Annotated in this window: 22 protein-coding genes, 1 pseudogene and 1 riboswitch; of the genes and pseudogenes, 15 read left to right on the top strand and 8 right to left on the bottom strand. The window is 59.1% G+C overall.

Annotation, left to right across the window (positions count from 1 at the left end; genetic code table 11):
- Positions 1-144: 144 nt before the first annotated feature.
- A complete protein-coding gene (locus tag AM571_RS16385) occupies positions 145-642 on the top strand; it encodes a helix-turn-helix domain-containing protein (protein ID WP_074062313.1) in 498 nt (165 codons plus the stop codon).
- Between the two features lie 811 nt (positions 643-1453).
- Here the strand turns inward: AM571_RS16385 and AM571_RS16380 are convergent.
- A pseudogene (locus tag AM571_RS16380) lies at positions 1454-2476 on the bottom strand (IS481 family transposase); the annotation flags it as partial.
- 195 nt (positions 2477-2671) lie between these two features.
- The gene (locus tag AM571_RS16375; protein WP_074062312.1) at positions 2672-2887 is read right to left on the bottom strand and encodes a hypothetical protein; all 216 of its coding nucleotides are present in this window, start codon (positions 2885-2887) and stop codon (positions 2672-2674) included.
- A 266-nt stretch (positions 2888-3153) separates the two neighbouring features.
- Here AM571_RS16375 and istA point away from each other — a divergent pair, with 266 nt between their 5' ends.
- From istA to AM571_RS16355, 4 genes are all read left to right on the top strand, one after another.
- Positions 3154-4668 carry an IS21 family transposase gene (gene istA / locus AM571_RS16370; RefSeq protein ID WP_074061219.1) on the top strand — a complete coding sequence of 505 codons (1515 nt, stop codon included), beginning with the start codon at positions 3154-3156 and terminating at the stop codon, positions 4666-4668.
- Positions 4665-5585 (top strand): IS21-like element helper ATPase IstB, encoded by a 921-nt coding sequence (gene istB / locus AM571_RS16365; protein ID WP_074061218.1) that lies wholly within the window; start codon positions 4665-4667, stop codon positions 5583-5585. The genes istA and istB overlap by 4 nt, the downstream gene beginning before the upstream one ends.
- Before the next feature lie 66 nt (positions 5586-5651).
- On the top strand, positions 5652-5954 hold the full coding sequence (locus AM571_RS16360) for a hypothetical protein (RefSeq protein WP_074062311.1): 303 nt from the start codon (positions 5652-5654) through the stop codon (positions 5952-5954).
- Between the two features lie 292 nt (positions 5955-6246).
- The gene (locus AM571_RS16355; RefSeq protein ID WP_155774465.1) at positions 6247-6402 is read left to right on the top strand and encodes a hypothetical protein; all 156 of its coding nucleotides are present in this window, start codon (positions 6247-6249) and stop codon (positions 6400-6402) included.
- A 17-nt stretch (positions 6403-6419) separates the two neighbouring features.
- Here AM571_RS16355 and AM571_RS16350 read toward each other — a convergent pair whose 3' ends face one another.
- The 4 genes from AM571_RS16350 to ligD all read right to left on the bottom strand — a co-directional run bounded on the left by AM571_RS16350 (position 6420) and on the right by ligD (position 12764).
- Positions 6420-6731 carry a hypothetical protein gene (locus AM571_RS16350; protein WP_074062309.1) on the bottom strand — a complete coding sequence of 104 codons (312 nt, stop codon included), beginning with the start codon at positions 6729-6731 and terminating at the stop codon, positions 6420-6422.
- Positions 6732-7297: 566 nt separating this feature from the next.
- On the bottom strand, positions 7298-8290 hold the full coding sequence (locus AM571_RS16340) for a magnesium transporter CorA family protein (protein ID WP_081377107.1): 993 nt from the start codon (positions 8288-8290) through the stop codon (positions 7298-7300).
- A gap of 556 nt (positions 8291-8846) precedes the next feature.
- Positions 8847-9587, bottom strand: a complete 741-nt coding sequence (locus AM571_RS16335; RefSeq protein WP_074062307.1) for an NYN domain-containing protein — start codon at positions 9585-9587, stop codon at positions 8847-8849.
- Positions 9588-11720: 2133 nt separating this feature from the next.
- Positions 11721-12764, bottom strand: a complete 1044-nt coding sequence (gene ligD / locus AM571_RS16325; protein ID WP_074062305.1) for a non-homologous end-joining DNA ligase — start codon at positions 12762-12764, stop codon at positions 11721-11723.
- An 841-nt stretch (positions 12765-13605) separates the two neighbouring features.
- Between ligD and AM571_RS16315 the strand changes: the two genes are divergently transcribed.
- Entirely contained in the window at positions 13606-13941 is a 336-nt protein-coding gene (locus AM571_RS16315) for a hypothetical protein (protein WP_074062303.1), read from the top strand.
- Positions 13942-14296: 355 nt separating this feature from the next.
- Here AM571_RS16315 and AM571_RS16310 read toward each other — a convergent pair whose 3' ends face one another.
- Positions 14297-14854 (bottom strand): histidine phosphatase family protein, encoded by a 558-nt coding sequence (locus AM571_RS16310; RefSeq protein ID WP_074062302.1) that lies wholly within the window; start codon positions 14852-14854, stop codon positions 14297-14299.
- 92 nt (positions 14855-14946) lie between these two features.
- A riboswitch (cobalamin riboswitch) is annotated at positions 14947-15016 on the top strand.
- 49 nt (positions 15017-15065) lie between these two features.
- Between AM571_RS16310 and AM571_RS16305 the strand changes: the two genes are divergently transcribed.
- From AM571_RS16305 to AM571_RS16295, 3 genes are all read left to right on the top strand, one after another.
- The gene (locus tag AM571_RS16305) at positions 15066-15275 is read left to right on the top strand and encodes a CbtB domain-containing protein (RefSeq protein ID WP_074062301.1); all 210 of its coding nucleotides are present in this window, start codon (positions 15066-15068) and stop codon (positions 15273-15275) included.
- 12 nt (positions 15276-15287) lie between these two features.
- The gene (locus tag AM571_RS16300) at positions 15288-16004 is read left to right on the top strand and encodes a CbtA family protein (RefSeq protein WP_074062300.1); all 717 of its coding nucleotides are present in this window, start codon (positions 15288-15290) and stop codon (positions 16002-16004) included.
- 87 nt (positions 16005-16091) lie between these two features.
- Positions 16092-16730 (top strand): hypothetical protein, encoded by a 639-nt coding sequence (locus AM571_RS16295; protein WP_132554487.1) that lies wholly within the window; start codon positions 16092-16094, stop codon positions 16728-16730.
- On the opposite strand, the gene AM571_RS16290 is transcribed toward AM571_RS16295, so the two are convergent.
- Complete coding sequence (locus tag AM571_RS16290) at positions 16715-17377, bottom strand: sulfite oxidase-like oxidoreductase (protein ID WP_074062299.1); 663 nt, start codon at positions 17375-17377, stop codon at positions 16715-16717. The two genes, AM571_RS16295 and AM571_RS16290, sit on opposite strands and share 16 nt — an antisense overlap.
- A gap of 205 nt (positions 17378-17582) precedes the next feature.
- Between AM571_RS16290 and AM571_RS16285 the strand changes: the two genes are divergently transcribed.
- The 6 genes from AM571_RS16285 (at position 17583) to AM571_RS16260 (ending at position 25256) form a co-directional block, all read left to right on the top strand.
- A complete protein-coding gene (locus tag AM571_RS16285) occupies positions 17583-19361 on the top strand; it encodes a sensor histidine kinase (protein ID WP_420493356.1) in 1779 nt (592 codons plus the stop codon).
- Positions 19358-20686 (top strand): sigma-54-dependent transcriptional regulator, encoded by a 1329-nt coding sequence (locus AM571_RS16280; protein WP_074062298.1) that lies wholly within the window; start codon positions 19358-19360, stop codon positions 20684-20686. The genes AM571_RS16285 and AM571_RS16280 overlap by 4 nt, the downstream gene beginning before the upstream one ends.
- A 199-nt stretch (positions 20687-20885) precedes the next feature.
- On the top strand, positions 20886-21869 hold the full coding sequence (locus AM571_RS16275; protein ID WP_074062297.1) for a tripartite tricarboxylate transporter substrate-binding protein: 984 nt from the start codon (positions 20886-20888) through the stop codon (positions 21867-21869).
- Between the two features lie 149 nt (positions 21870-22018).
- On the top strand, positions 22019-22480 hold the full coding sequence (locus AM571_RS16270) for a tripartite tricarboxylate transporter TctB family protein (protein ID WP_074062296.1): 462 nt from the start codon (positions 22019-22021) through the stop codon (positions 22478-22480).
- A gap of 9 nt (positions 22481-22489) precedes the next feature.
- Positions 22490-23995: a tripartite tricarboxylate transporter permease gene (locus AM571_RS16265; protein ID WP_074062295.1), complete on the top strand. Its 1506-nt coding sequence runs from the start codon at positions 22490-22492 to the stop codon at positions 23993-23995.
- 85 nt (positions 23996-24080) lie between these two features.
- Positions 24081-25256, top strand: a complete 1176-nt coding sequence (locus tag AM571_RS16260; protein WP_074062294.1) for a M20 aminoacylase family protein — start codon at positions 24081-24083, stop codon at positions 25254-25256.
- The last annotated feature ends 4 nt before the right edge of the window (positions 25257-25260 follow it).

The following is a 25260-nucleotide window of genomic DNA, read 5'->3' as shown; positions in this document are numbered from 1 at the left end:
CAGGCGGGTGTTTGCAGCATCCACCTTTTATTGAAACTATTGTGAGCAATCGCAGCCCGCCGAAGCAGGCTGCTAACGATATGGATAAGCATATTTGTGCTTGTTTACAAGCATAAAAGTGCTCTTTGAGGTGAGGCGTGTCTTTTGGCTGAAGGTCAGACGATCGGCGATCGTGTGAAGGCTATCCGAATTGACCTTGGGATGTCCCAACAGGACATCGCGGATCGGCTCGGGATGTCGCTGCGTGCATGGCAAAAAATGGAGCGCGACGAAGGGACCCCAAGCGGCGAAACCCTGCTGCTCTTCGAGAAGCTTGGGATAAATCCAGGCTGGGTGCTCGCGGGTCTTGGCCCGAAGCTTATGTACGAAGAGCCGGCGATCCAAGTGCCTCAGGGCGTCGATGTTGTGCTGTTCCAGAGAGTGGGGGACACGGTCCAAACCGTCTTTATTGAGTGCAAGCAAAGGCCTCCGCAGAGGGCTCTATTGGCGGAGACAGCCAACTTCTATAACGAGCTTCTTTCCTTGGTTACCGATGTCCGAGATGAAGCGGTCGTCGAGGCATTGATCCCAGTGGTTCGATCGCGATTTAAGGAACGATTGGCAAAAGCCGAGCCTGGCACCGGCAAACGCTCGGCTTCATGATCGTCAAGCCAAGCCTGGATCATCAGGAATTGCAGCGATAGCCGGTCGCTCCCACCCGAAGGCAAGGCTCGCAACATCGACGATGTGAGGGGGTGACCGTCCGCAGCACTCGGAACCGCAAGGACGGGAGGCCGCTGTACGGCAGAGATTAAATTACAATTTCAGCATGTGATCAGAAATCAGTCCCTAGATTATAAATTGCGAGTTTAATGCTAATGATCCCGGTTCATGCTCGCAAGCGGCGAGCGCTCCACGCGCGTAAGTAGTTTATAAATAGAGTTACCGCAGCGCTCTTCGCTGCAGTATCGTCAAAAATTAGGATGCCTTTCGGCCGAGCGTTCGCGTACTTGCAGCTCTTTTTCGCGTGTCCGCGAAACCTTCCGCACTCGCACTCCGGGCAAACCTTGGCCGCTGCTTTGGAGACACGACAACGCTTATGTTCTGGGCGTTCAGCGAGGTTTTCCCGAGGTTTTCCCGACTGGGCAAACCTCAAATTGGACGTTGGGCCGCTCGCACCAGGTTTGTAAGGCGGCGGGCGTTCCGCCAGCGTCGCAGCGGCCTCTAAGGATTTCAATGATTTGAAGACGGCTGGACCACCTTTCAAAAGCTTTTCGAAAGGTCGCCCGCAAAACTCTCGCATTAAGCCTGGCCGCCGCCGTCGCCGGCTCTTTTTGCTTCGCAGCCTGTCAAACCTTAGGCAGCCGTCATTCCCGCCGGCCGCTGCCAAACGCCTTAATTTTCAGGCTCTTCCCGATGGTTCCCGGCAAATCCCACATATTCCCGGGTATTCCGGTTAGTAGTGTCAAACAACAATCTTCTTGCGATAGATGCAGAGGCGGCCGCAATTGGTGACGAGCGCCTCCCTATCGTGGAAGGGATAGTCGATCTCCGGCAGGCCCCGATAGGGGCGTGACGATGCGACAAAGAGATCTGCCGGCACCTTCATGTCCAACGCCTCGTGCGGCCGCTCCTCATTGAATTCGCTGACGAATGCATCAAAGCGGGCCTGCTGCTGCAGAGTGTTCCTGCCAGGTGGCCTCGTCGCCTCCTTCTTCAGCGTCAGATGCATGCGCTCATGGCGTCCGTTCTGTTGCGGATGGCCAGGCCTAATGCGTTCGAGGCCGATCCCCAATCGCAGCCACCAAACGGACAGCTTCGATAGATTATAGAGGCCATTCGGGCTTGCGAAAGGAAGGCCATTGTCGGAACGAATGGCTGCAGGCAGGCCGTGTTCGGTAAAGATCCTGCGGAACGCTTCAAAGACGCCCTGTTCGCGCGTCGATTCGAAGGCTTCGCAGCAAAGAAGATAGCGTGAGGCCTGGTCTGTGATCGTCAAGGGGTAACAGTAGCGGCCGTTGCCAAGCTTGAATTCGCCTTTGAAGTCGGCGCACCACAGATCATTGGGCTCGAGGGCTTCCGAAAGCTGCGTGCCAACGGCCTTGTTAGCCCGGTTCCTCTTGCGGGCCTGGCTCACAAGGCCGTGTCGATCGAGCACAGCGTGCACCGTGCTCTTTGCTGGAATGCGCACATCGCCAGCGAGCCGTTTAACGAGCAACTCCCTGATCTTCCTGGCACCCCAGTGAGGCTTCTCCTTCTTGAGGTGAACAATCATTGCCTCAACCGGATCCGGCAACTGGTTGGCATAACGCACCGGCCGTCGAGACCGATCCGTCAGCGCCTCCAGGCCGTCATCCTTGTGGCGGTTGAAGATCTTATAGCCAGTCTTGCGCGAGATGCCGAACGCTCGGCACACCTCGCTCATGCCTTCGCCCTCAAGCAGCCGGGCGACAAATCGCAGACGTTCCTCCATCACCGAAGTCTCTTTCCACGGCATCAACACCTCCCGCAAAAAGCGAAAAGTGTTACCCATGTGTCCGGTACGAAACGTCACCTATCTCTCGGGTCGGGCATCCTAAGAAATACAGCCGTTTAGGAAAAAGCGGCTCCGGTAATTCCGGGGGCCTTTGTGCCATCTTTGTGCCGCGGAATTTCCCGTCTAATCGTGCTCTGCCTTATTGGCAGGCTCGGCCTAAGCCCCTAGTATCGCGTCGATCTGAGCGATCAGCGCCGTATATGTTTCGATATTACGGCGATACTCCGCCTTTATACGCTCGGTAACGTTTGAAAGTGGGCCATTGCCCTCCTTCTGGAAGTGTTGGATGTCGTTTTCATCCATCGCCTTGAGATGATCCTCATGTTCCTTGATCTTCTGTTCGTACTCAGATCGCATACTTTCTAAGTCCACGACACCCTCCTAAACTTTCCGGGGCCAGTTATGCGTTTAACGAGCCAATGCCTTAACAATACAGAATTTGTTTTGAATGCCGCTGGCTGCAGCGCGGCAATCAAGGTGAGACGGAGCGTCAATCAAGATGAGACTCGGCCGTGGCAGTGGAGCGTAGTGAGGGCGTAGCCCGAACGGAGTTTCACTGCCACGGCCGAGTGCGTTTTTTGTCTGGTGATCACGGTTGGCCGGTACTTTGGGTTCTTCGAAGAACGAGGAACCACTCTGTGCCAGGTCGTCACGTAACCGATCATCAGATGAGGCTTTTCATGAAGTTACGACAGGAGCACACGACTGAGATCGCCGCCGCAAAGGCTTCGATCAGCAGAGCTACGGCATTCCGCATTAAGCAGGATCCGCAACTCCCATCTCAAAAGACCAAGCCGCGGGAACGCCGTCGCCCCGATCCGCTTGCACACATCTTTGATGCAGAGGTGGTTCCGCTTTTAAAGGCAGCGCCAGGAATTCGCGCCGTTGCTGTCTTTGAGGAGATGCTTCGCCGCCATCCAGAGCTGAGCGAAGGCGTACGCCGCACAATGGAGCGCCGTATTCGTTCATGGCGCGCTATTCACGGCGGGGAACAGGAAGTGATCTTCCGGCAAATTCACGAGCCAGGTCGATTAGGACTGTCCGACTTCACCAATATGAATGAGATTGGAATCACGATTGCAGGCCAGCCGCTCGATCATCTGCTTTATCACTTCCGCCTTGCATACTCCGGCTTCGAGCACGCGCACGTCGTCCTTGGTGGCGAAAGTTTTGTGGCATTGGCAGAAGGACTGCAGAATGCTCTCTGGTTCCTTGGAGGCACGCCGCTTTATCATCGTAGCGATAGCCTGTCGGCGGCATTCCGCAATCTCGATGCTGATGCAAAGGAGGACCTAACCCGGCGATACGCGGATCTTTGCGCTCATTACCAGATGACGCCGACGCGCAACAACAAAGGGATTGCTCACGAGAATGGCTCCATTGAAAGCCCGCATGGTCATCTCAAGAATGCGATCCGCGACGCGCTGTTAATGCGTGGCGCCAGTGACTTCGACGATCTCGATGCCTATCGAGGCTTCATCGACGAGATCGTCAGTCGACGCAATGCCCGATATGGCAAGCGCATCGATGCCGAGCGTGCCCAACTTCAGCCATTGCCAGGAAGACGGACGAGCGACTTTGAAGAAGTTGTCGTTCGTGTTTCCAGCAGCGGTGGCTTCACATTGCGCAAGGTCTTTTACACGGTACCCTCGCGCCTGATCGGGCATCGGTTACGCGTGCGTATGTTTGATGATCGCCTCGATGTCTTTATCGGCGGCACGCATCTCATGTCGCTTCGCAGAGGTCGCGGTCATGCCAGTGGTAAACATGATCAGGTCGTCGACTACCGGCATGTCATCCATTCCCTTCGCAAAAAGCCAATGGCGCTTCTCCAGCTTGTTTATCGCGACAAGCTCTTTCCTCGGCAGGAATATCGTAGAGCCTTCGAGATCCTGCTCGACCGACTTTCCGACAAGCAGGCGTGCAAGATCACAGTCGAACTCTTGGCCTTGGCCCACGATCGGGGCTGTGAACGTGAGCTAGCCGAACGACTGCGCAAAATACTCGACGCGGGCGATCTGCCAGACATTGCCGAGTTGCGAACCTTATTTGCTCCCGACCCTGCACGGTTGCCGACCGTGAACGTCCATCTCGCCTCCCTCAATGGCTACGAAGCCTTGATCGATGCTCACCAGGTTGGGGACGCCGCATGAAGAACGCTCACGCTATCGATGCGGCCAGGCTCGCCATCATGCTAACCGACCTCAGGTTGCCGGCAATAAAGCTACTCTGGCCGGATTTTGCCGAACAGGCCGACAAGGAAGGCTGGCCGGCGGCGAGGTTCTTATCCGCTATTGCCGAGCACGAACTGTCCGAACGCGATCGCCGCCGCATGGAACGTCATCTTGCTGACGCACGACTGCCACCAGGTAAAACGCTGGACAACTTTGACTTCGACGCCGTGCCAATGGTCTCGAAGGCTCAGGTAATGGCCATTACCGCTGGCGATAGTTGGCTCGCAAAGGGTGCCAACATCTTATTGTTTGGCCCACCGGGTGGCGGAAAGAGCCATCTCGCCGCAGCAATCGGCCTGGCACTCATCGAGAATGGTTGGCGTGTGCTGTTCTCGCGCACCACGGAGCTCGTTCAGAAACTGCAAGTGGCTCGTCGCGAACTCCAGCTTGAGTCCGCCATCGCCAAGCTAGACAAGTTCGATTTGCTCATCCTCGACGATCTCGCTTATGTCACCAAGGACCAGGCCGAAACTAGCGTGCTCTTCGAGCTCATCTCTGCTCGTTACGAGCGACGATCTATTTTGATCACCGCCAATCAACCCTTCGGAGAATGGAACAGGGTCTTCCCAGATCCCGCCATGACCCTCGCAGCCGTCGATCGTCTCGTTCACCATGCAACCATCTTTGAGATGAATGTCGAGAGCTATCGCCGCCGAGCTGCGATGGAGGCAAAACGACAGCGAGGTAGACCAGCCTCCTACGCGACAATCAGGAATACCGCTGAGATTGACGCTGCGCGACAATCAGAGCCCGACGAAACCGTTGCCAGCGACAATCAAGATGATACGCTCCCCGACAACCGCGACACCAGAGTCTCATCCAGATTGTCGCGCTGATCTCATCCAGATTGCCGCTCTATAGCTGGCAGCGCTGTTTAACTCGCCTCCATAGGAGGAGTTCCCATGAAGAACGTGATTTTAGCAGCTGCGCTTTTGCTCCCGTCGTCAGGCCTTGCCGCCCAGGCCGTGGAAGTCAATGCCCGGGCTCACACGTGTAGCCAGATTACGCAAATTATACGCCAATCCAAAGCGGCTTTTGTACGCACCGGCATCGGCGGCCGCAGCTTCCGCTATCCGCCGGCGCGCTGTAGGCTGGGTGACAAGCGCACCATTGTCAGCTTGCGGGATGCCAACGGTCAGATGTGCACCCTCGATTATGCTTGTGTTTATGATCCGGAATCGCCCTATAACTGGTCCTTGGACTAGCCCTACGAAGCCCAGTGAAGAACTCAACCGAAGGCGACGCGTCGAACCTGGACCGCCTGGCCACCACAGCCCGTCACCTCCACCGGTCGCGGGTTTTTGCATTTTCGGCAATGTTTCTATTCTGAAGAGGAGGTAGCGAGTATCGCCTGGCCAAAGGCTTTCAGGGCTGTCTCGCGATCAGCCTTCAGCATTTCTTCAGCCAGACGCGCGAAGTCGAGCGGCGAGACCGTTGCAGGGCCCGCCGGAAAGCAACGGCGACTGGTCGAACTATAAGCCGCACGGCGAGCTTTCCATGACCGTTACAAATCCGGTTGCCATCGAGCAGTTCGAGATCGGCGGTGTCTATCGGCTGACCTTTGAAAAGGCCGGTGCGAGCGGTGAAGGAATCACCGGGGAGGCCTTACAACGCACGGCTTCCGGGGTGGTGCCGAAAGTCACTTGTGTCTAAGCGCACCGAACAAGCGATCATTTCGCAGGGTCAGCTTTAACATCAGAGTCAAATGTGGCTGAGCCCCAGTCGGCGATAAAATACTTCTCTACCACAAGCTCACCCTTCTCAGCTCTGGCGGCCTTTGCTGCGGCGTTGAATGCTGCTTGTGCCGCGTCGCAATCCTGGAAGTCGCCGATCAGAGTGGTGTTGGGTAGCTTATACCATTTCTTTGCGGTAAGCGCCCATACCCAAGTCGACCATCCAAGTTTCTCCGCTTGAGCGATAAACGCGGCGTGCAGACCCCGATAGGTGTCGGCGATATCGTAAACTGCAATGTAGCGTGCCATAGCCGTTCCTTTGCTGGTTGCATGAGAAGTTGATAATGAACACCCATGAGTCGCAAGTGCAGTTCAACAACAGGAACGGCTTTGCACGCGGTTTACCGGTTATTCGATTTATTCACAGATTGAGAGACCGTTCATGATGTCGGCTGTTGTGACCAATACGGTCCTCCGCCACCATAAATTCCATAGCAACGTCTGTGGCTTAGAAGAAACATTCCGCACATTTCCCGGACATGTCGCTTCTGACTTCCAACGGGTCCTTTCAGTGCCGGCAGCTGCGCTGGCCGGTCCACTTCGAGGTGAAGACACCTGACGGATGCAGCACGTGATCTTCCAACGGCCGCTTCTCGTGCCAAAACGGGGATTTACCCTTACTCAATCTCATAGATCGTTTGTCTCGCAAGCCTGGCAAGACTTCTTGCCTCACCTTCCCATCAAGCCTTTATGCACGCGGTTCATGATGCGACGTCAGCTCAAGCCCCATCAGATCTTGCTCGCAGAGCGGCCTCTCGCATGGTTGCGAATTATCGAGATCGGTCTCTCAACGGCCTGAAGCAACCGATCATTGCTCAAAGCCAGCCGCGTCTCTTGAAATAGAGATAGGGCATGACGGCCGAGAGCATCATAAGGACGATGGCGAGAGGGTAGCCGAAATGCCATTTTAACTCCGGCATGAAATCGAAATTCATTCCGTAGATCGAGGCGACCAGTGTCGGAGGCAGGAACACCACCGCCGCCACCGAGAAGATCTTGATGATCTGATTCTGTTCGAGATTTATGAGCCCGAGCGTCGCATCGAGCAGAAAGTTGATCTTTCCCGACAGAAAGGTTGCGTGATCGCCGAGGGACGCGGCGTCCCGTTGCAGCAGCTTGACGCGCTGCCGAAGCTCTTTAGTCGGCCGGCGTTGTGGGCTTTCGAGGGCGGAGTGATAGGCTACGAGCCGGGAAATGCTGACCAGGCTTTCGCGTATAGCCGTGAGGAAATCGGCCTTCTGGCCGAGCTGTTCGATCAGTGACTGCAAGTCGCGCGTCTTTTTCGTCACGTTCGAGACCTTGCTGCGGAAGACCTCGCGAGAAACGCCGTCGATCTCGTTTCCCAGCCGCTCGAGGGCGTCGGCCATGCGATCGATCAGCGCTTCGATAAGGCCGGTCATCAACATTTCGCCGTTCGCGCAAGGCACGCCGCCACCAATGCCACGCTGCGCCCGTAACAGGAATACGTCGAAGGGCTTCGGCTCGGCATATCGCACGGTCACGAGGCTCGAGCCCTTCAGAATGAAAGTCACCGGCGTCTTTACGGGCTCGTCACCATCCAGGCCCGTCAGTGCGGTCATCGTCATAAACTCGGCACCGCTTTCCTGATAGAGGCGGGCGGAAAGCTCGATGTCCTCCATCTCCTCGCGCGTCGGGATGGAAATCCCCAGTTGATGCTCGACTGATCTGTTTTCCTCGGGCATCGGATTGAGCAGGTCGTGCCAAACCGGAGCAGGGGCCGTTTCCGGAGTCACATCGGACGGGACAGCTGCCAATCGATCGGCATGGTGCCAGTAGGTGCATAGCATGGGCTCTCCTGAAAGACCGTCGGTCTATCCGGAGCTCAAGGGAAGGTCACCGGGGTCGCGGCCGTGATGACGTCGAACTTCGAACGTCGGGGTTCATGTCGTTTTCCTTTGAATCAATGACAGTTTTACGAATGCCATCGCTACCTCCGAATGCGCCCGGCTGGGCATGAAGTCAAGCGGGGTTAAGGCGCATCACGGCTTGTTGGTCACGCGCATCTCCGACGCAATGTTCTCGCAAATTCAGCTGATGTCGTCTTCGTCACCCAGCAAGGCTGCTCCTGCAGCGCGAGCGCTTGTCGAAATTTCGCAAATGCTGCGAGAAACCGTCCTGACGATGTCCGCTCCAGGAAGTCGACAGTCGTCGCCGGCAAGCCTGATGCGTCACCGACAATGGAATGGAGGCCGCAACTGAGGCAATGAGCTGTCGGATCAACCTCGACCCACTCTTCGATCTCAGCAGATTGGCAGGTTGCTCAGCAACGAAAGCCGCCAAAGTGAGCCGGACCGAATTGCGCTCGAGGGCTATGCTTGTTCGCTGGGATGTCGATGTCGGTCGTTAGCTCTTTTTCTTCGGAGATGGCTGTTTGACCCGGATGCGCAGGGGCCTGCCTTCCGCATGATCTATGTCGAAGGAGTTCGTCTTTTTCACGAGGTCGCTGAGCTTCCTGAAGCCATATGTCCGTGGATCGAAGTCAGACGCCAGATTTGCTAGCTGCGTTCCGACCGCTCCGAGCGGCACCCATCCATCCTCACTCTCCATCTGAGCGATCATCTTCTTGATGATGGGCGTCGCCGCGCTCGGCTGCTGTAGTGAGGGCGTCGCCTGTATGGCGTCCGTTCCATTTGAAGCGATCGCAGGAATCAGGTTCTCGGTATAAATGAATCTGCGGCATGCCTGGCGGAAACTTTCAGGTGTCTTCTGTTCACCAAAACCAAAAACGTCGATGCCTTGCTCACGGATCCGCGAGGCGAGGCGAGTAAAATCGCTGTCTGAGGATACAAGGCAAAAACCGTCGAAGCGGCCGCTGTGCAGGAGATCCATGGCGTCGATGACGAGAGTGATATCGGAAGCGTTCTTGCCAGTGGTGTAGGCGAATTGCTGCTGGGGGATGATCGCGTGCCTTGCCAGGACGTCGATCCAAGCTTTTGAGCGACCACTAGCGAAGTCGCCGTAGATGCGCCGAACACTTGCCTCGCCGATCTTGGCTATCTCCTCGAATAAACCGTCAGCGATCTTTGCGGAGGCATTGTCAGCGTCGATGAGCACAGCAAGTCGCGGCGAGCGAGCTTCAGGCATGCAACAGAGCTCCAGTCTCTCAGTCCCGAACACCAGCATCACAGAGGAGATCATTTCTTGCAACCGCTCCCTTGTCACGGCCGAATGATTGGATAGCTGCAAGCGCTTCGGTCGCGTTCCTCGCGAAAAGGTGAGGCAGACGACACGACGTTCTAAGTCCGAAGGAGCGGGCATTCGCAGGTCAAATGCCTTTTCAGGGCATCGAGAAGCTCCATAGCGGTGGCCTTCATCAAGGCGTTTCGGTCGCAGAGCTTTGGCAATAACAGCGATCTTGCGCGGCATCGACAATGGACCGACTATCTTCCACGTCGGGCTTGGCGTGGTTGCCGCGGCCATTTCCGACCGTCATTTCGACCTCTGCGCAATCATTTCCGGGCGCTAACGCTTTTACGACGAGGGCTCACGCCGATCATGTGACGCAAGCCCTCGTGCACCTGTTGCCGTAGGGAAACCACTCAAACCTGCGGCCACGGTATGGAACATACCGGTTCCTGCGGCATGCTCTGATGCTAGAATGACAAACCAACACAGTACCGGGAACTAGCCCATAGGGATTAGTACGGATGTGGACAAAAAATCGGCCCTGAGCGACGGGGTGTTCACCGCAGGGCCAGGTCGCCAGCTGATACGCGTTTGTGGATGGGCCACGCAATCCGTTCATTTTCAACGGAGCGTTCCGCCGGCACACAAAAAATGGCCCCGACGAATCGGGGCCAGGCTGGTGATGACGAAGAGGAACGTCGGGAGACGTTCAAAACAAGAACGCCTGATATGGGTCATGGTTTCCGTACGCTATGATACCAATGCGCGAGGTAACGAGGCGGACCGCACGACCGCGTGCAAGGGGCTAAAGCACGGGTTACAGGAGATCTTGGCCGCACGGTCCATTCTGCCGAACATCCCAGGCGATTGAAATGTTCCCGGTCGTCCGCTTCATACTCCCGGGTCAGGAATTTTCTGGTCGAGCACCTTAACGTCCTCGCAAATAAATGCTGCTGAGGTTGCCGACAACATCAGCCGCGCTCGGCCATGTCGACCTGAATCGGAACGAGGCCGCTTCCCTTCAGCTTTTCCAAGTGGGACATACTGCGGTCCTTTCGCATGTGTTGGCGTTCATAGGCCGGAAAGTAAAGGAGTCGCGTCGCGCCGAAAGGGCGCGATAGGCGAGCGCGGATGATTGTCTGTGCCAGTACCGGAGAGCTTATTCACCCGCGGCAGGTAAAAGTTCAAAAAGCGCGCGGCCGCTCGCAATCGGTTTCGACCCTTTAGCCGTGGTTACAAAATTGAACACCGCTGCGGAACTGTTTTTCCTCTTTTCGATTAAGTTGTCAGGCTTACCGTGCAAAACAATGGAGTACCACGATGAACCGGATCCTTTTGGCGTCGGCCGTGCTGGCCCTGTCGACAGGCCTTTCCATCGCTCAGACGAGCACTACTACGGGCGGTAGCACCACCACGACGACGACTACGACGACCAAACCGACCACTACCGATCAGGGAAGCGATACGACTACCACCGGCAGCACCACGAATGAGAACTCAGCTAAGGACTGTGCACCTGGCCAACAGCTTGGAAGCGCCAAGCAAGCGGCACCAGGGCAGCAGGATACGGATGCCAACACTGCCGCTCCCGGCCAAATGAAGAAGACGACTGAGTGCTAACAGGCCAATTCGCCGTAGGGCGCGTCGTTCGCGCTCTACGGATTGACCAGGCAGATCTTTCGTCCAGCTACCCATCGAACGCCTTGCGCCGGCATAAACGCCACCGCGATCTTGCGGCTTGCCTGAGACCAGTCAGCGGAGGCGTTCGAAAAGCACGGCCCATTCGAGCGCGCGGCCCAATGGCGGCGCCTCAGATCAAAGCTGCGATCTCTTGATGAACGATGCCGAGCACTGCGGATCTCGTTACCGAGGAGGTCTTACCAACGCGGTTATTGATGCTCTTCTTTGCCGAGGATAGCGAAGATCTTCGCCGCCGCGCTTAAGACTGGCTTACTGTCCGGGCGCTGGCTGAGACCTTGTTCAGAAGATGCAGGGGCGTCGCCAGTTATTCCGGCACTTTTCACTTCGATCCGGTATTTCGTGCCTGTTCGGTTCGAAGTTTGACGTACCTCCAAGGGGCGTTCCAAGAGCCTATTTCTCCAGGACATGGATCGTGACCTCGTCCTCTTCATCGCGCAGACCTTTGTAGGAGGCATGCCTCAGCTTCCCGTCGTGCGTCCAGGCACGATACTCGATCTCGGCAATCAGCTTTGGCCGCACCCAGACGAGCCCCTTGCGCCTGCCCTCATAGCCGACCGCAGGTTTCGTCACCTTCAGACGATCGAGCATGCCGCGCAGCTCCTGCGCCGTGCGTTCGTTGAAGCCGGTCCCGACATTGCCGACATAAACCAGGCCATCGCCCTTGCGCGCCGCCAGCAGCAGGGAACCGATCCCGGCGCGCGCGACCGTGGAAAGTTCATAGCCAACGATCACGAAGCTGTCGCTCTGCAGGCACTTGATCTTCACCCAGTCGCCGAGACGGCCGGAGCGGTACTCGCTGTGGCGATCCTTCGCGATGATGCCTTCGAGCCCATGCTCGCAGGCAAGCTCCAGCAGCCGGTCTCCGTCCGCCTCGAACTCCTCCGACAGCCGAATGACGCCTTCTCGATCGGTGACCATACCTTCGAGCAGATGGCGGCGCGAAGAAAGATCCAGTTGCCGCAGATCATGCCCGTCGAAATAGAGCAAGTCGAACGCCATGAAGAGCGCTTCGCCGGAGATCTGCTTGCCGCCCCGGCCGCCGAGCGATTGCTGCAGCAGCCCGAAGTCGGATCGGCCACGCTCATCGACCACGATTGCCTCGCCGTCGAGAACCGCCGTCGTCACGCCGATCTGCTTGGCGGCCTGTGCGATCGCCGGGAAACGATGCGTCCAGTCATGGCCGCCGCGCGTGACAATGCGCACGCCATGCGGCTCGATATGCACCGCCAGGCGATATCCGTCCCATTTGATTTCATAAATCCACTGCTCGCCCTTCGGCGGCTTCGGCTTGAGAAGCGCCAGGCACGGCTCGATGCGTTCAGGCATGGGATCGAGGGGAAGGCTCGACTGTGCCGGATCTCGCCGCTTGCGGGCTCGGGACCGAAGCGGCTTGTCGGTGGCCAGCAGGGGCTTTGAAGGTGGTGGCTTTGCCATCGGATGATTACATCAGGGAATACTCAAAAAGAAAACGATATTTGAGACAATGACCACCTGCTTTGCCGCTCGAACTGTCGTCAAGGCGCCTTGAACCGTGCGTAGTTTTCAGCCTTGGATTCGTGGATCTTGAAGATGCGAGCTATGAAGGGTACTTTCCGTCGTCGCCCGCTCTAGGGCGCTGCTCATCATATCTTGAGCCCCGTCCCTTTGCGGGGCTTCTTTTCCCGGTGCTTCATCAAAGCGATCGCCTGGCAGGACACTGAGCGTGGCTGGCCGCACGCCAGCGAAGTCATAAGGGACACTCCCGGCCATTTGCTGCTTAGAAGCATGACCGGCGAGGTCTTCGGCCGTACCAGCCTGTCGATATCGCCGTTGCCTTCGATTTCGACGTCAATCGGGCTGATAAAACCTCGGACCTCACCGAGCCATGCTCCTAAACTCCACTGCCTTTATTAGAATTCAGTAAATGGCACCGGGAAATAATTCTTCCAGCCCCTTCCGGGCATCGAAGCTTTGACGGCTTGAAGGATCGGAACGATACGCTTTAGCATCGGTGGCTGCCACAATACCCGAGCGAAAGGTACGACTGCACCGTCAAGAGCGACCTGAAGCTGACCGCGACAGGTGTTGCTCATCGCTTCGCCTTGTGGGGGTCATGCGACAGATCCGGTGCTGATCGACATCACCCGCAAAAAATCCGGGAGTTCGCCCATCCCAGGCACAATACTTCTCCATCCAGGTGGAGGCCTCATGCCGCAGCCGCGCTGATCCTCCGGCCTGGAACCAAGCGGGTGACATCTTCGTTTTCCTTTTGGCGCTCATAGAGAGGAAATTCCCCATGCAGGTCGTTGGAACACAGGTTATGCCCGTTGGTGGCGGGAAGGCTGGCTTTGTGGTCGAATTCGTCGGCGACGGCGGAGAGGTCGTTTCCGTGCAGTTGAAGAACGACGCCGAGCGCTCGCTCAATCGGCAGAATGCCATAGAAAAGGCGAAGGAGCTGTTGAGCCAAATCGCGTCCTCCAAGAACCCCGAGGGCGAAACGATGAACGTCAGGCTGAGCGCGCGCGCCTCCCATGACCGATCGACCCTCGAGGAGCAGCTTGACGAGGGGCTCGAGGATACGTTTCCGGCCAGCGATCCAGTGTCGGTGACCGGTACGACTATCAAGCATTAGGGCAAGCACCAATGTCCCGGCGGTTGCGAAATTTTGGGCGTGCTTGATCGCAGAGTCCGTTCGGGTTCCCGTTCGAGGATAGAAGGAAAAGGCGAGCAGTTTGAGGGCTGCTCGCCCTTTGCGCCTATGTCATCAGCAACGGAATGCTGACAACAAGGCCGACGAGAATAACGGCGGTCGCAATCCGCAAAAGACGCATGCGCCGTGTACGCTCCCCACTCCAGTCATAGGTCATGGCCTGTCTCCTCGGGGCAAGGACTTAGCGCCCGGTGAACCGGGTTCAATAGATGTGACGCAACTTGCTTGCGTAAGGCTGATCTAATTTATTCCTTGAAAAATTAGCGATAAAGCGGCTTCAGCCGCCGAAGCGAAGCGCCCAACGGCGGCCATTATGGGTCATGCGGATGACGGATAACGGTTCGATATCCGCGAGCCAGAAAGACGAAAGCGGCGCCTGAAGCACGTTCAGGATCGCAGCGCGGATGACCGCGGCGTGACTGACGGCGATAACGTGGCCGCCGAGCACCGATTGCGTTTCCATCGACAAGGCTGCCCGTCCTGTGAGTTGCCTGATATTTTCGCCGCCGTGCGGGGCCGATTCCGGATCGCTCATCCAGGCGAGCATATTTTCGGGCTCCTGCATCTGCAGATCGGCGATCGCCATCCCGCCCCACCGGCCGTAATCGCAATCGGCAAGCAACGGATCGGGAAGAGAGACGAGCGAGAGTGCTTCTGCAGTCTGGCGTGCGCGCAGCGCCGGACTCGTCACGACCCGGTCGGCGCGCTGCAGCCAACCGGAAATCGCCCGCGTCTGCGTGACGGCGCTTTCCTCAAGCGGTTCGTCGAGTGGAAAGCGACCGTTGCGACCAGCGCTTGTCAGGCCATGGCAGATCCATGTGAGCCGGGTGTGCACGTTCCTTCGATCTCCGGAAATGCGATGGGGAGCCAGATGAAGTCTCGTTGACAGTTCTCCGCGCCCAGATATAACGGTCATGTTGCGGGTTTGGAAGCCGGTGAAAATCCGGCGCGGTCGCGCCACTGTGACCAGGATGCGAAAGCAGGCTGGAAGTCAGACCCTACCGCACAACGCTCTTTCGACTGAACGCGTCTTCCAGGAGGAAAACATGTCTGACACCGCTCTTCGGCCCATCGCAGCACCGGCGCCGATCCCGCTAGGAGAAATCCTGCCCTGGGCGATCTTCGGTGGCTTGCTGATGATCATCGCCATCTATTTCGTCGGCACCGAAGAGGGCGCCATGGCGCTGTTTTCCGGCGGCTACGTCCACGAATTCGTACATGACGGCCGTCACCTTCTCGGCTTCCCCTGCCACTAAAGGACGACGGACATGGTGGGAAATCTTTTGCTCCGTGGCATGCTCGCGGGGGCGATTGCTGGCATCCTGGTTTTTGCCTTTGCCTATGCATTCGGTGAGCCGTTGGTCGATCAGGCGATTGCCTTCGAAGAAGCTGCTGCCCAGGCTGCAGGCGAAGCCGCTGAACCGGAACTCGTGAGCCGCGCCACACAGGCCGGCCTCGGCCTCTTCACCGGCGTCATGACCTATGCGGTTGCCGTTGGCGGCCTCTTTGCTCTTGCCTTCGCCTTCGTTCACGGGCGGTTCAGCCCGCTCGGCGCTCGCGGCACGGCCGCGGTGATTGCGCTTGCCGCCTTTGTTGCCATCGTTCTCGTTCCGGCCATCAAGTACCCCGCCAACCCGCCTGCGGTCGGCAATCCGGATACGATCGGCGTGCGCACGGAAGTGTTCTTCCTCATGATCGTCGTTTCCGTCGCCTCGCTGATTGCTGCAGTGGCGCTGGCGCGCAATCTGTCTGCGCGCTTCGGCATTTGGAATGCGGCGATCCTCGCAGGTGCGGCCTATCTCGTCTTCATCGGCCTGGTTCAGTACGCCCTTCCGCCAATCAACGAGGTGCCGGAAAATTATTCGGCCACGGTGCTCTGGCGTTTTCGCACGGCCTCGCTCGGCATGCATGGCATCTTGTGGGCCGCGCTTGGGATTGTCTTCGGAGTGCTGGCGGAAAAGCGACTGCGTCCGGCCTTGCGATAATTTGGGCCTAAAGCGTTGCCTCGTCGTGGCTCGTCAAAAGAAAGCTCCTCGTTCCCTTGTGTCACAGGGATGAGGGAGTGCCTGGCAATGTTGCGGCAATCTCATTGTCCAGGTTGCGCGAAGCGAGGGCTGGCAAGCCTGGGTTTGGCAGCACTTCTGTCTTTCGCCGCCGGCAACGCCTCAGCGCACAGCAGCAGTTCGGCTGGCAGCCGTGCCGGCATACCCATCTCCGAAATCTCGCATGGCGAAATGGCAGTGATCGCAGAATATCGGGACCGGATCATCGATCTCGCCTCGCAGGCGATCGATACGAACGAGCCGTTCAGGCGTGTGCTGAACTATGCGCAGATCCAGTATTCCTACTGCTTCTGGGGGCAGATGCCCGGCAGCGTTACCGATGAGCGGAGCCCGTTCAACGAATGTGCCCACGCCTATCTGGCTGCGACCAAGGCCGTGCTGATTGCCATGCGCGCCATGCCGCAGGAAGCGGCGGCCGCATCGGCGATCATTGCCGATGCCGATGCGGCGATGGTGCAGCGCGGGCTCTCGCTGATCACCTGCCGCTTCAGCGGCGAGGCCTTCAACACGGCGGATATCGTACGCCCGCGCTGGAGCGAAATCGCGACGCACGCCGCAAGCATGGCGTCGCTATCGGGGCTCGTGGGCGTCCTCTTCGCTGCATTCTTGGTGGCCAAGCGCCTGCTTCGAGGTCAATCGTCCGTATAACGCTGCTCGCGCCATGGGTCGCCGTACATGTGGTAGCCATTCTTTTCCCAGAAGCCCGCCTGGTCGGCAGGGATGAGGTCGACGCGGCGAAGCCACTTGGCGCTTTTCCAGAAGTAGAGATGCGGCACGACCAGGCGCATGGGGCCGCCGTGATCGCGCGTCAGCGGCAGGCCTTCCCATGATGTTGCAAGGATCGCATCCTCGGCCGCGAAATCGGAAAGCGGCAGGTTGGTCGTATAGCCGTCATAGCTCGTCAGCATGACATAGTTGGCTTGCGGCTTCGGCATTACGAGATCGAGAAGATCTCGTGTCGCAACGCCTTTCCATTTGTTGTCATAGCGCGACCATGTGGTGACGCAGTGAATGTCGCTGACCTTGGTGCTCTGCTCCATCGCCTGAAAGGCCGCCCAGGTGAGGTCGAGCGATCTCTCGACGAGCCCGCGCACTTCCAGACGCCATGTGTTGAGCGAGATGACCGGCTGCTGGCCGAGATCAAGGACCGGCCAGTTCTTGACGAGATGCTGGCCGGGCGGCAGGCGCTCGGTTTCCGGGCGGCTGATGCGACCTGTCAGGAACTTGCCTTCGGCGGCCCAGCGGCGCTTCGAGGTGGTGAGTTTGCTGTCGGAGGGGGTCTGCTCGTCGCTCATGCGGGAAATCCTCATCGCGTTGGGGCAATAGGACATCGGGGCTCCGGGTGAGTCAAGGCAAGCCGCCCTCTTGGAAATCCCGTATCCGGTCATTAGACTTGGAGGTCGGTTATGCCTCCCAGGAGAGAGGCAGGAAGGGGAGGAGGCGGACCTGTCGTCCAGATACAGGCTGATAGCCGCGCTGTTTTCGGCGCCGTTCGTCGTCTTGGCGTTCTTCTATTATGGTGGGGCGGTGGCAACCCGTGCCTATATGGGCGAGGCGTCATCGCAGGCGGGCACCGCGATGCGGCTTGCGGTTTCCGCGCTGAGTGGTCACCTGAACCGCTATGAGGCGCTGCCGGCGCTGATTGCCGATCACGACAACATCAAGGAACTGGTCAGCCGCCCGCAGGACCAGGCGCTGCGCGAGGCGGCCAATCTCTATCTCAAGGAGATCAACGGACTCCTGAAATCCTCCGATATCTATGTGATCAGGCCGGATGGCGAGACGATTGCATCAAGCAATTTCGATCTGCCGAGCAGCTTCGTCGGCGAGAATTTCAGCTATCGCCCTTATTTCCAGGATGCCGTTTCCGGGCGCCAGTCCCGGTTCTACGCGCTCGGAACCACCTCGCTCAAACGCGGATATTATTTTGCCTCGCCGATCTATGCTGGCGAGGAAATTCGCGGCGTCATCGTCTTCAAGGTCGATATCGACATGATCGAGGCTTCGTGGAGCGGTGGCGAATACCGCATCTTCGTATCGGATCCCGAAGGCATCATCTTCATGTCGGGCAAGCCGGATTGGCTTTATAACGGCATTCTGCCCCTGACCGCAGACCGCATCTCGCGTACGGGGGCGTCCCGCCGCTACGCGAATGCCAGGCTGACCGCGCTACCAATCACGCGCAGCCATTTCGAAGAGCATGAATTGATGTCTCTCGTCGAAGAAGGCGTGCAGAAGGAATATCTGGTGCTCTCGCACTATATGCCGGCCGAGGATTGGACCGTTAACGTGCTGATGGACACCGGTTCCGTTCGCACGCAGGCACGCACCGCGCTTGGCGCCGTCTTCCTCATTCTCTGCATCGCCGGCCTGGCGATTGCGATTCTGCGGCAGCGGCGGATGCGACTCAACGAGCGCATGCATCTGCAGGCGGAAGCGCGCAACGAGCTGGAGCGGCGTGTCGAGGAGCGCACGGCCGACCTTGCCCGCGTCAACAGCCGCATCGAAGAGGAAATCGCCGAGCGGCGGCTGACCGAAATACAGCTTCGCCAGACCCAGGCCGACCTCATCCAGGCAGGTAAGCTTGCCGGTCTGGGCCAGATGTCGGCGGCACTCTCCCACGAGTTCAACCAGCCGCTTGCCGCTGCAAAGACCTATACAGACAGCGCGGCCGTGCTCCTGGACCGCGGACGCACTGCAGAAGCGCAGGACAATATCCAGCGCATCGGCGGGCTTATCGACCGCATGGCATCCATCAGCAGGCATCTGCGCAACTTCGCGCGAAAGCCGAACGAGAAGCTCGGCCCGGTGCCGCTCGACGAGGCGATCCGCGATACGCTGGAGATCATCGCCTGGCGGCTGAAGGCGGCGGATGCCGACCTGCGAGTCGATCTTGGCATCCGCCCACCCGTCGTCCGTGCCGGCTCAGTTCGCTTGCAGCAGGTTTTGGTCAACGTGATATCAAATGCCGCCGATGCCGTCGAAGGGATCGAGGACCGGCGGATTGAAGTGACGGCCTGCGAGGAAAAGGGCAAGGTGGTGCTGATGGTCCGCGATCACGGACCGGGCGTGCCGGCGGCAATCGCCGAGCGCATCTTCGATCCCTTCTTCACGACCAAGGGCGTCGGCAAGGGCCTGGGCCTCGGGCTTTCGATATCCTACAACATCATCAAGGATTTCGGCGGCAGCCTGGCGGCCTCCAATCATCCGGAGGGAGGCGCCGTTTTCCGCATCGATCTGCAATCGGCGACGGGCATTATGCCGGAGGCGGCTGAGTGAGCGAACAGAAGATCCTGCTGGTGGACGACGAGGAAGAGCTGCGCCGGTCGACGGCACAGGCACTGGAGCTTTCGGGTTTCAACGTCGAGACGTTTTCCCATGCCGACCATGTGCTGGAGCTGATCGGCTATAGCTTCGCGGGGGTCGTCGTCAGCGATATCCGCATGCCGGGCACCGACGGCATGACCCTGATGCAGAAGATCCGCGAGATCGATGCGGAAGTGCCTGTCATCCTCGTTACGGGCCATGGCGACGTGCAGCTGGCAGTGAAGGCGATGCGCGAAGGCGCATATGATTTCATCGAAAAGCCATTCACCCCGCAGATGCTGGCCGGTGTGATAAGGCGGGCCATGGAACGCCGTAGCCTCGTGCTGGAAAACCGGCTGCTCAAGGCCGTTGCCGGCAAGCGTGACGATATCGAGGCCCGTTTGCCGGGTCGCACGCAGGTGATGGTGGAATTACGCTACCGCATCCGGGCAATCGGGGCGAGCGACGCCGACACCCTGATCGTTGGCGAGACCGGCGCGGGCAAGGAGGTCGTTGCCCGGGCGCTGCATGACATTAGTGCCCGGGCGAGCCGGCCGTTCATCGCGATCAACTGCGCGGCGCTGCCTGCAAACCTCATCGAGAGCGAGCTGTTCGGCCATGAGGCCGGCGCTTTTCCCGGTGCGGTGCGGCCGCGTTACGGCAAGTTCGAACACGGACGCGGCGGCACGATCCTGCTCGATGAAATCGGATCGATGCCGATTGACCTTCAGGCAAAGTTTCTTCGGGTGCTGCAGGAGCGGGTCATTTCCCGCCTCGGATCGAACGAGGTCGTGCCGCTCGACGTGCGCTTCATTGCGACCAGCAAGGTCGATCTCGAGGCCGAAGTCGCTGCGGGACGTTTCCGCGCCGATCTCCTCTACAGGCTGAATGTCGTAACGCTGCACGTTCCGGCGTTGGCGCAGCGGCGGCCCGATATCCCGCTGCTGTTCCTCCAGCTCGTCCGCGAGGCAGCCGCACGCTACGGCCGCGACGAGATGGCGGTGCCGCCCGAGGTGATTTCCGACATCGCCCAGCGGGATTGGCCAGGCAATGTGCGCGAATTGCGCAATGCAGCCGACCGCTTCGTGCTCGGCCTGGACGGCGAGCGGCAGCTGGGCGAAGTCAGCGGCCTTGCCGACCGGGTTGCCGATTTCGAGCGCAGCGTGATCGCCAGCGCCCTTGTTGCGCATGGTGGCAGCCTCAAGCCGGTCTATGAGTCGCTGCAGATTTCCCGCAAGACATTGTACGAAAAGATGCAGAAATACGGGCTGGACAAGAAGCTGCTTGTTTCCGACTAGTTAAATGGGTGGATTTCCACACATCGCCAAACCCGTTTGTGTCCGAATCGACCCATGCTGCGCCGCACCAATGCCGAATTTTGGCAAAGGGCGGAGCCGGGCAGATTGCCGTAGGCGGCTGCGGGCGTGCTAATGGCCCTATCTTCATTGGCGCGTGGGAAGCGTCGGTGGTATTTTATTTTCATCAGGGAGGAAAAAGATGAAAATCCTGAAGGCCATGCTTGGCATGACGGCGGCTGTTGCCGTTTCGCTTCTCGCAACCGGCGCATCCGCGCAGACCTATCCAGAGCGCACCATCACGATGGTCGTACCTTTCTCGGCCGGCGGCCCGACCGATACCGTTGCCCGCCTCGTGGCCGAATCCATGTCGAAGGACCTCGGTCAGCAGATCGTCGTCGAAAATGTCGGCGGTGCAGGCGGTACGCTCGGCGCGGGACGGGTGGCTGCAGCCAACCCGGATGGCTACACCATCCTGCTGCACCATATAGGCATGGCCACCAGCGCTACGCTTTACCGCAAGCTCGCCTATGACACGCTCGGCTCCTTCGAATATGTCGGCCTCGTCACCGAAGTTCCGATGACGATCGTCGCCCGCAAGGATTTCGAACCGACTGACCTCAAGAGCCTGATTGAATATGTGAAGGCCAACAAGGACAGCGTGACGGTTGCGAACGCCGGCATCGGCGCAGCCTCGCATCTTTGCGGCATGATGCTCATGAGCGCGATCCAGACACCGTTGACCACTGTTCCCTACAAGGGCACCGGCCCGGCGATGACCGATCTTCTCGGTGGCCAGGTCGACGTCATGTGCGACCAGACGACCAACACGACGAAGCAGATCAAGGGCGGCACCATCAAGGCTTACGCCGTGACCTCGCCCAAGCGCCTCGACATCATGAAGGATATCCCGACGGCGGTCGAAGCCGGCCTGCCCGGTTTTGAAGTCGGCATCTGGCACGGCGTCTACACGCCAAAGGGCACTCCCGCCGAGATCAACGAGCGTCTGTCGAAGTCGCTGCAAGTCGCTTTGAAGGACCAGAACGTGGCGGCTCGCTTTGCAGAACTGGGCACCACGCCATCGCCGGAAGCCGACGCCACGCCTGCTGCCCTGAAGGCGAAGCTTGAAAGCGAAATCGCCCGCTGGAAGCCGGTGATCGACGCTGCCGGCGAATATGCGGATTGAGGCGTAGTACCTTTGGCCCCTCACCCTAACCCTCTCCCCGCCGGGGAGAGGGTATCGTGGCAGCCTCTCGCCTTCAGGCAGAGTTGGCGCAAGCCGGTGAGGGGGAACCACTTGCGCTGAGGGAACCATCTCCAACCCACGGAGACACCATGAAACCGGTTAGTTTCGATACCACCAATGTGATCTGCGGCGCGCTGCTTGTCGCGACCGGCGCATTTTTCGCCATCCAATCCTACAGCCTCGACTTGGGCACGACGCTTCGCATGGGCCCAGGCTACTTCCCGCTGCTGCTTTCAGCGGTGCTGATCATTCTCGGCGCCGTCGTCTTCGTTCAAGCAATCCGCGTGCACGGCGAGCCGATGGGGCCGTTTGCCTGGCGGGGCATGCTGTTCATCCTGCCTGCGCCGATCTTTTTTGGGCTGACGGTCCGGGGGCTGGGATTCGTGCCTTCGATCTTCCTGACCGCTTTCATTGCCTGCTTCGCCTCGCATCGGATGACGGTACTCCACGCGATTTTGCTCTCGGTTTTGCTGACGGCCTTTTCCGTCGGCGTGTTCAGCTACGGCCTTGGATTGCCGTTCGAGCGATTTGGCCCCTGGGTCCGGTTCTAGGAGGCCGCGATGGAACTTTTCAGCAATCTTGCACTCGGTTTTGCCACGGCAGCTACTCCTGCCAACCTCTTCTTCTGTCTGATCGGCGTTCTGCTCGGTACGCTGATCGGCGTTCTGCCCGGCATTGGCGCCACGGCGACCATCGCCATGCTTTTGCCGATCACATTCCAGCTTGAGCCGGTGTCTTCGCTCATCATGCTCGCCGGCATCTACTACGGCGCCCAGTACGGCGGTTCGACGACGGCGATCCTGATCAACATGCCGGGCGAATCCTCTTCGGCGGTGACGGCCATCGATGGTTACCAGATGGCGCGGCGCGGCAGGGCAGGGCCAGCGCTTGCGATCGCCGCACTCGGTTCCTTCTTCGCCGGCACGGTCTCGACCTTCCTTGTCGCGATCTTCGCGCCGCCCCTCACAGATATCGCCCTGCGCTTCGGCGCTGCGGAATATTTCTCGCTGATGGTCGTCGGCCTGGTGTCGTCGATCGCGCTCGCCCATGGTTCCGTCGTCAAGGCATTGGCCATGGTCGTGCTCGGGTTGCTGCTTGGCCTCGTCGGAACCGATATCTATACCGGCACCCCACGCTTCACCCTCGGCATCCGCGAATATGCGGATGGCTTGAATTTTGTGGCACTTGCCGTCGGGGTCTTCGGTATCGCCGAAATTCTGCGCAACCTGGAAGGGGAGAAGACCCGGACGGTGCTGGTGGCAAAGGTCTCAGGCCTGCTGCCGTCACGCGAAGAGTTCAAGGAGATGATCGCGCCGGTGCTTCGCGGCACGGCGATCGGCTCGGCTCTCGGCATCCTGCCGGGCGGAGGTGCGATCCTCGCCTCCTTTGCCTCCTACACGGTTGAAAAGCGTATCTCTGACAAGCCCGCGGAATTCGGACAAGGTGCCGTTGCCGGCGTCGCAGGCCCGGAATCGGCGAACAATGCTGGTGCGCAGACCTCGTTCATTCCGCTTCTCACCCTCGGCATTCCGGCCAATCCGGTAATGGCGCTGATGATTGGCGCCATGATCATTCAGGGGATCGTTCCAGGGCCGAACGTTGCAACCGAGCAGCCGGCGCTCTTTTGGGGCATCATCGCCTCGATGTGGATCGGGAATCTGATGCTCGTCGTCTTGAACCTGCCGCTGATCGGGCTCTGGGTGAAGCTGTTGACGGTGCCGTATTACGTGCTATTCCCGATTATCATGGCCTTCTGCTCGATCGGGGTCTACAGCGTCAACTCCAACGTCTACGATCTCTATGCCGTCGCCTTCTTCGGCTTTATCGGCTATGTGCTTGCCAAGCTCAGATGCGAGCCCGCCCCGCTGCTGCTCGGTTTCGTGCTGGGTCCGCTGCTCGAAGAAAACCTGCGGCGGGCGATGATCCTTTCGCGCGGCGATCCGACGACCTTCGTCACGCGGCCGATCAGCGCGATACTTCTTGCGATCGCCGCGGCGGTCCTCATCGTCGTCTTCCTGCCGAGTGTGAAGAAGAAGCGCGAAGAGGTCTTCGTGGAAGAGGGTTGAAGTTCGCCGCGCATTGTTGAAAAAAGGATAACCTGACGCGGGCGCTGTTTTGGCGCCCGTTTCGTATGACAGGACATCCGGGCCCATGAACATCCCCGTGCAGATCAAGGACGATCTGGCTTTTCTCGCATCGCTGCGCCGTGACCTGCACGCCCATCCCGAGCTCGGCTTCGAGGAGGAGCGCACGAGCAGCATCGTGGCGCAGCTGCTTGAGGAGGCGGGCATCAAGGTGCATCGCGGACTAGGCGGTACGGGCGTCGTCGGCACGCTGAAGGCCGGCAGCGGCACGCGAGCGATCGGGCTTCGCGCGGATATGGATGCGCTGGCGATGCCGGAGATCGCCGAACGGTCGTACAAATCGACGGTGGCCGGCAAGATGCATGCCTGCGGGCATGACGGTCATACCGCCATGCTGCTCGGCGCTGCACGCCATCTAGCCGCGGTCAAGGGTTTTTCGGGTACCGTGCATTTCATCTTCCAGCCGGCGGAGGAAGGGCGAGGCGGCGCCAAGCGGATGGTGGAAGAGGGGCTCTTCGAGCTCTTTCCCTGCGATGCCGTCTACGGCCTGCACAATATGCCGGGCCTTGCCGTCGACGAGATCGCAGTGGTCGAAGGCCCGCAGCTTGCCTCTTCGGACAGCTGGAGGATAACCTTTCGCGGCACGGGCACGCATGGCGCAAAACCGCATCTCGGGCGCGACCCGATCACCGCTGCGGGCACCTTCCTTGCCTCGTTGCAGACGATCGTCGGGCGCGTCGTCGATCCGCTGCAGCCTGCCGTCGTTAGTGCCTGTTCGCTGCAGGCCGGTGATCCGAAGGCGCTCAACGTCATCCCGGACACGGTCGAGATCGGCGGGACGGCGCGGGCCTATTCGGCTAACGTGCGCGATCAGCTCGAAGTGGAGATCGGCCGCCTCGCGCAAGGCACGGCGGCGATGTACGGCATTGACGTGGATTATCAATTCGAACGGCGCATTCCACCGGTCGTCAACGATGCCAATGCGACGCAACAGGCCCTGGCTGCTGCACGGGCCGTGCTGGGGGACAAGGTGCGTACCAGCTTTCCGCCTTCGACGGCTGGCGATGACTTTGCCTTCTTCGCACAGAATGCGCCGGGCTGCTACGTGTGGCTCGGCAATGGCCCTGCCGTCTACGGCGCCCTCCACCATAATAGCGCCTATGACTTCAACGATGCGGCGATCGGCTATGGCGTGGCTTATTGGGTGAAGCTGGTGGAAGGGCAGCTGACGTCTCCAGCATAGGCGT

The organism is Rhizobium etli 8C-3, from assembly GCF_001908375.1.
Classification (GTDB): domain Bacteria; phylum Pseudomonadota; class Alphaproteobacteria; order Rhizobiales; family Rhizobiaceae; genus Rhizobium; species Rhizobium etli_B.
This window is presented reverse-complemented; position numbering and strand designations above follow the sequence as displayed.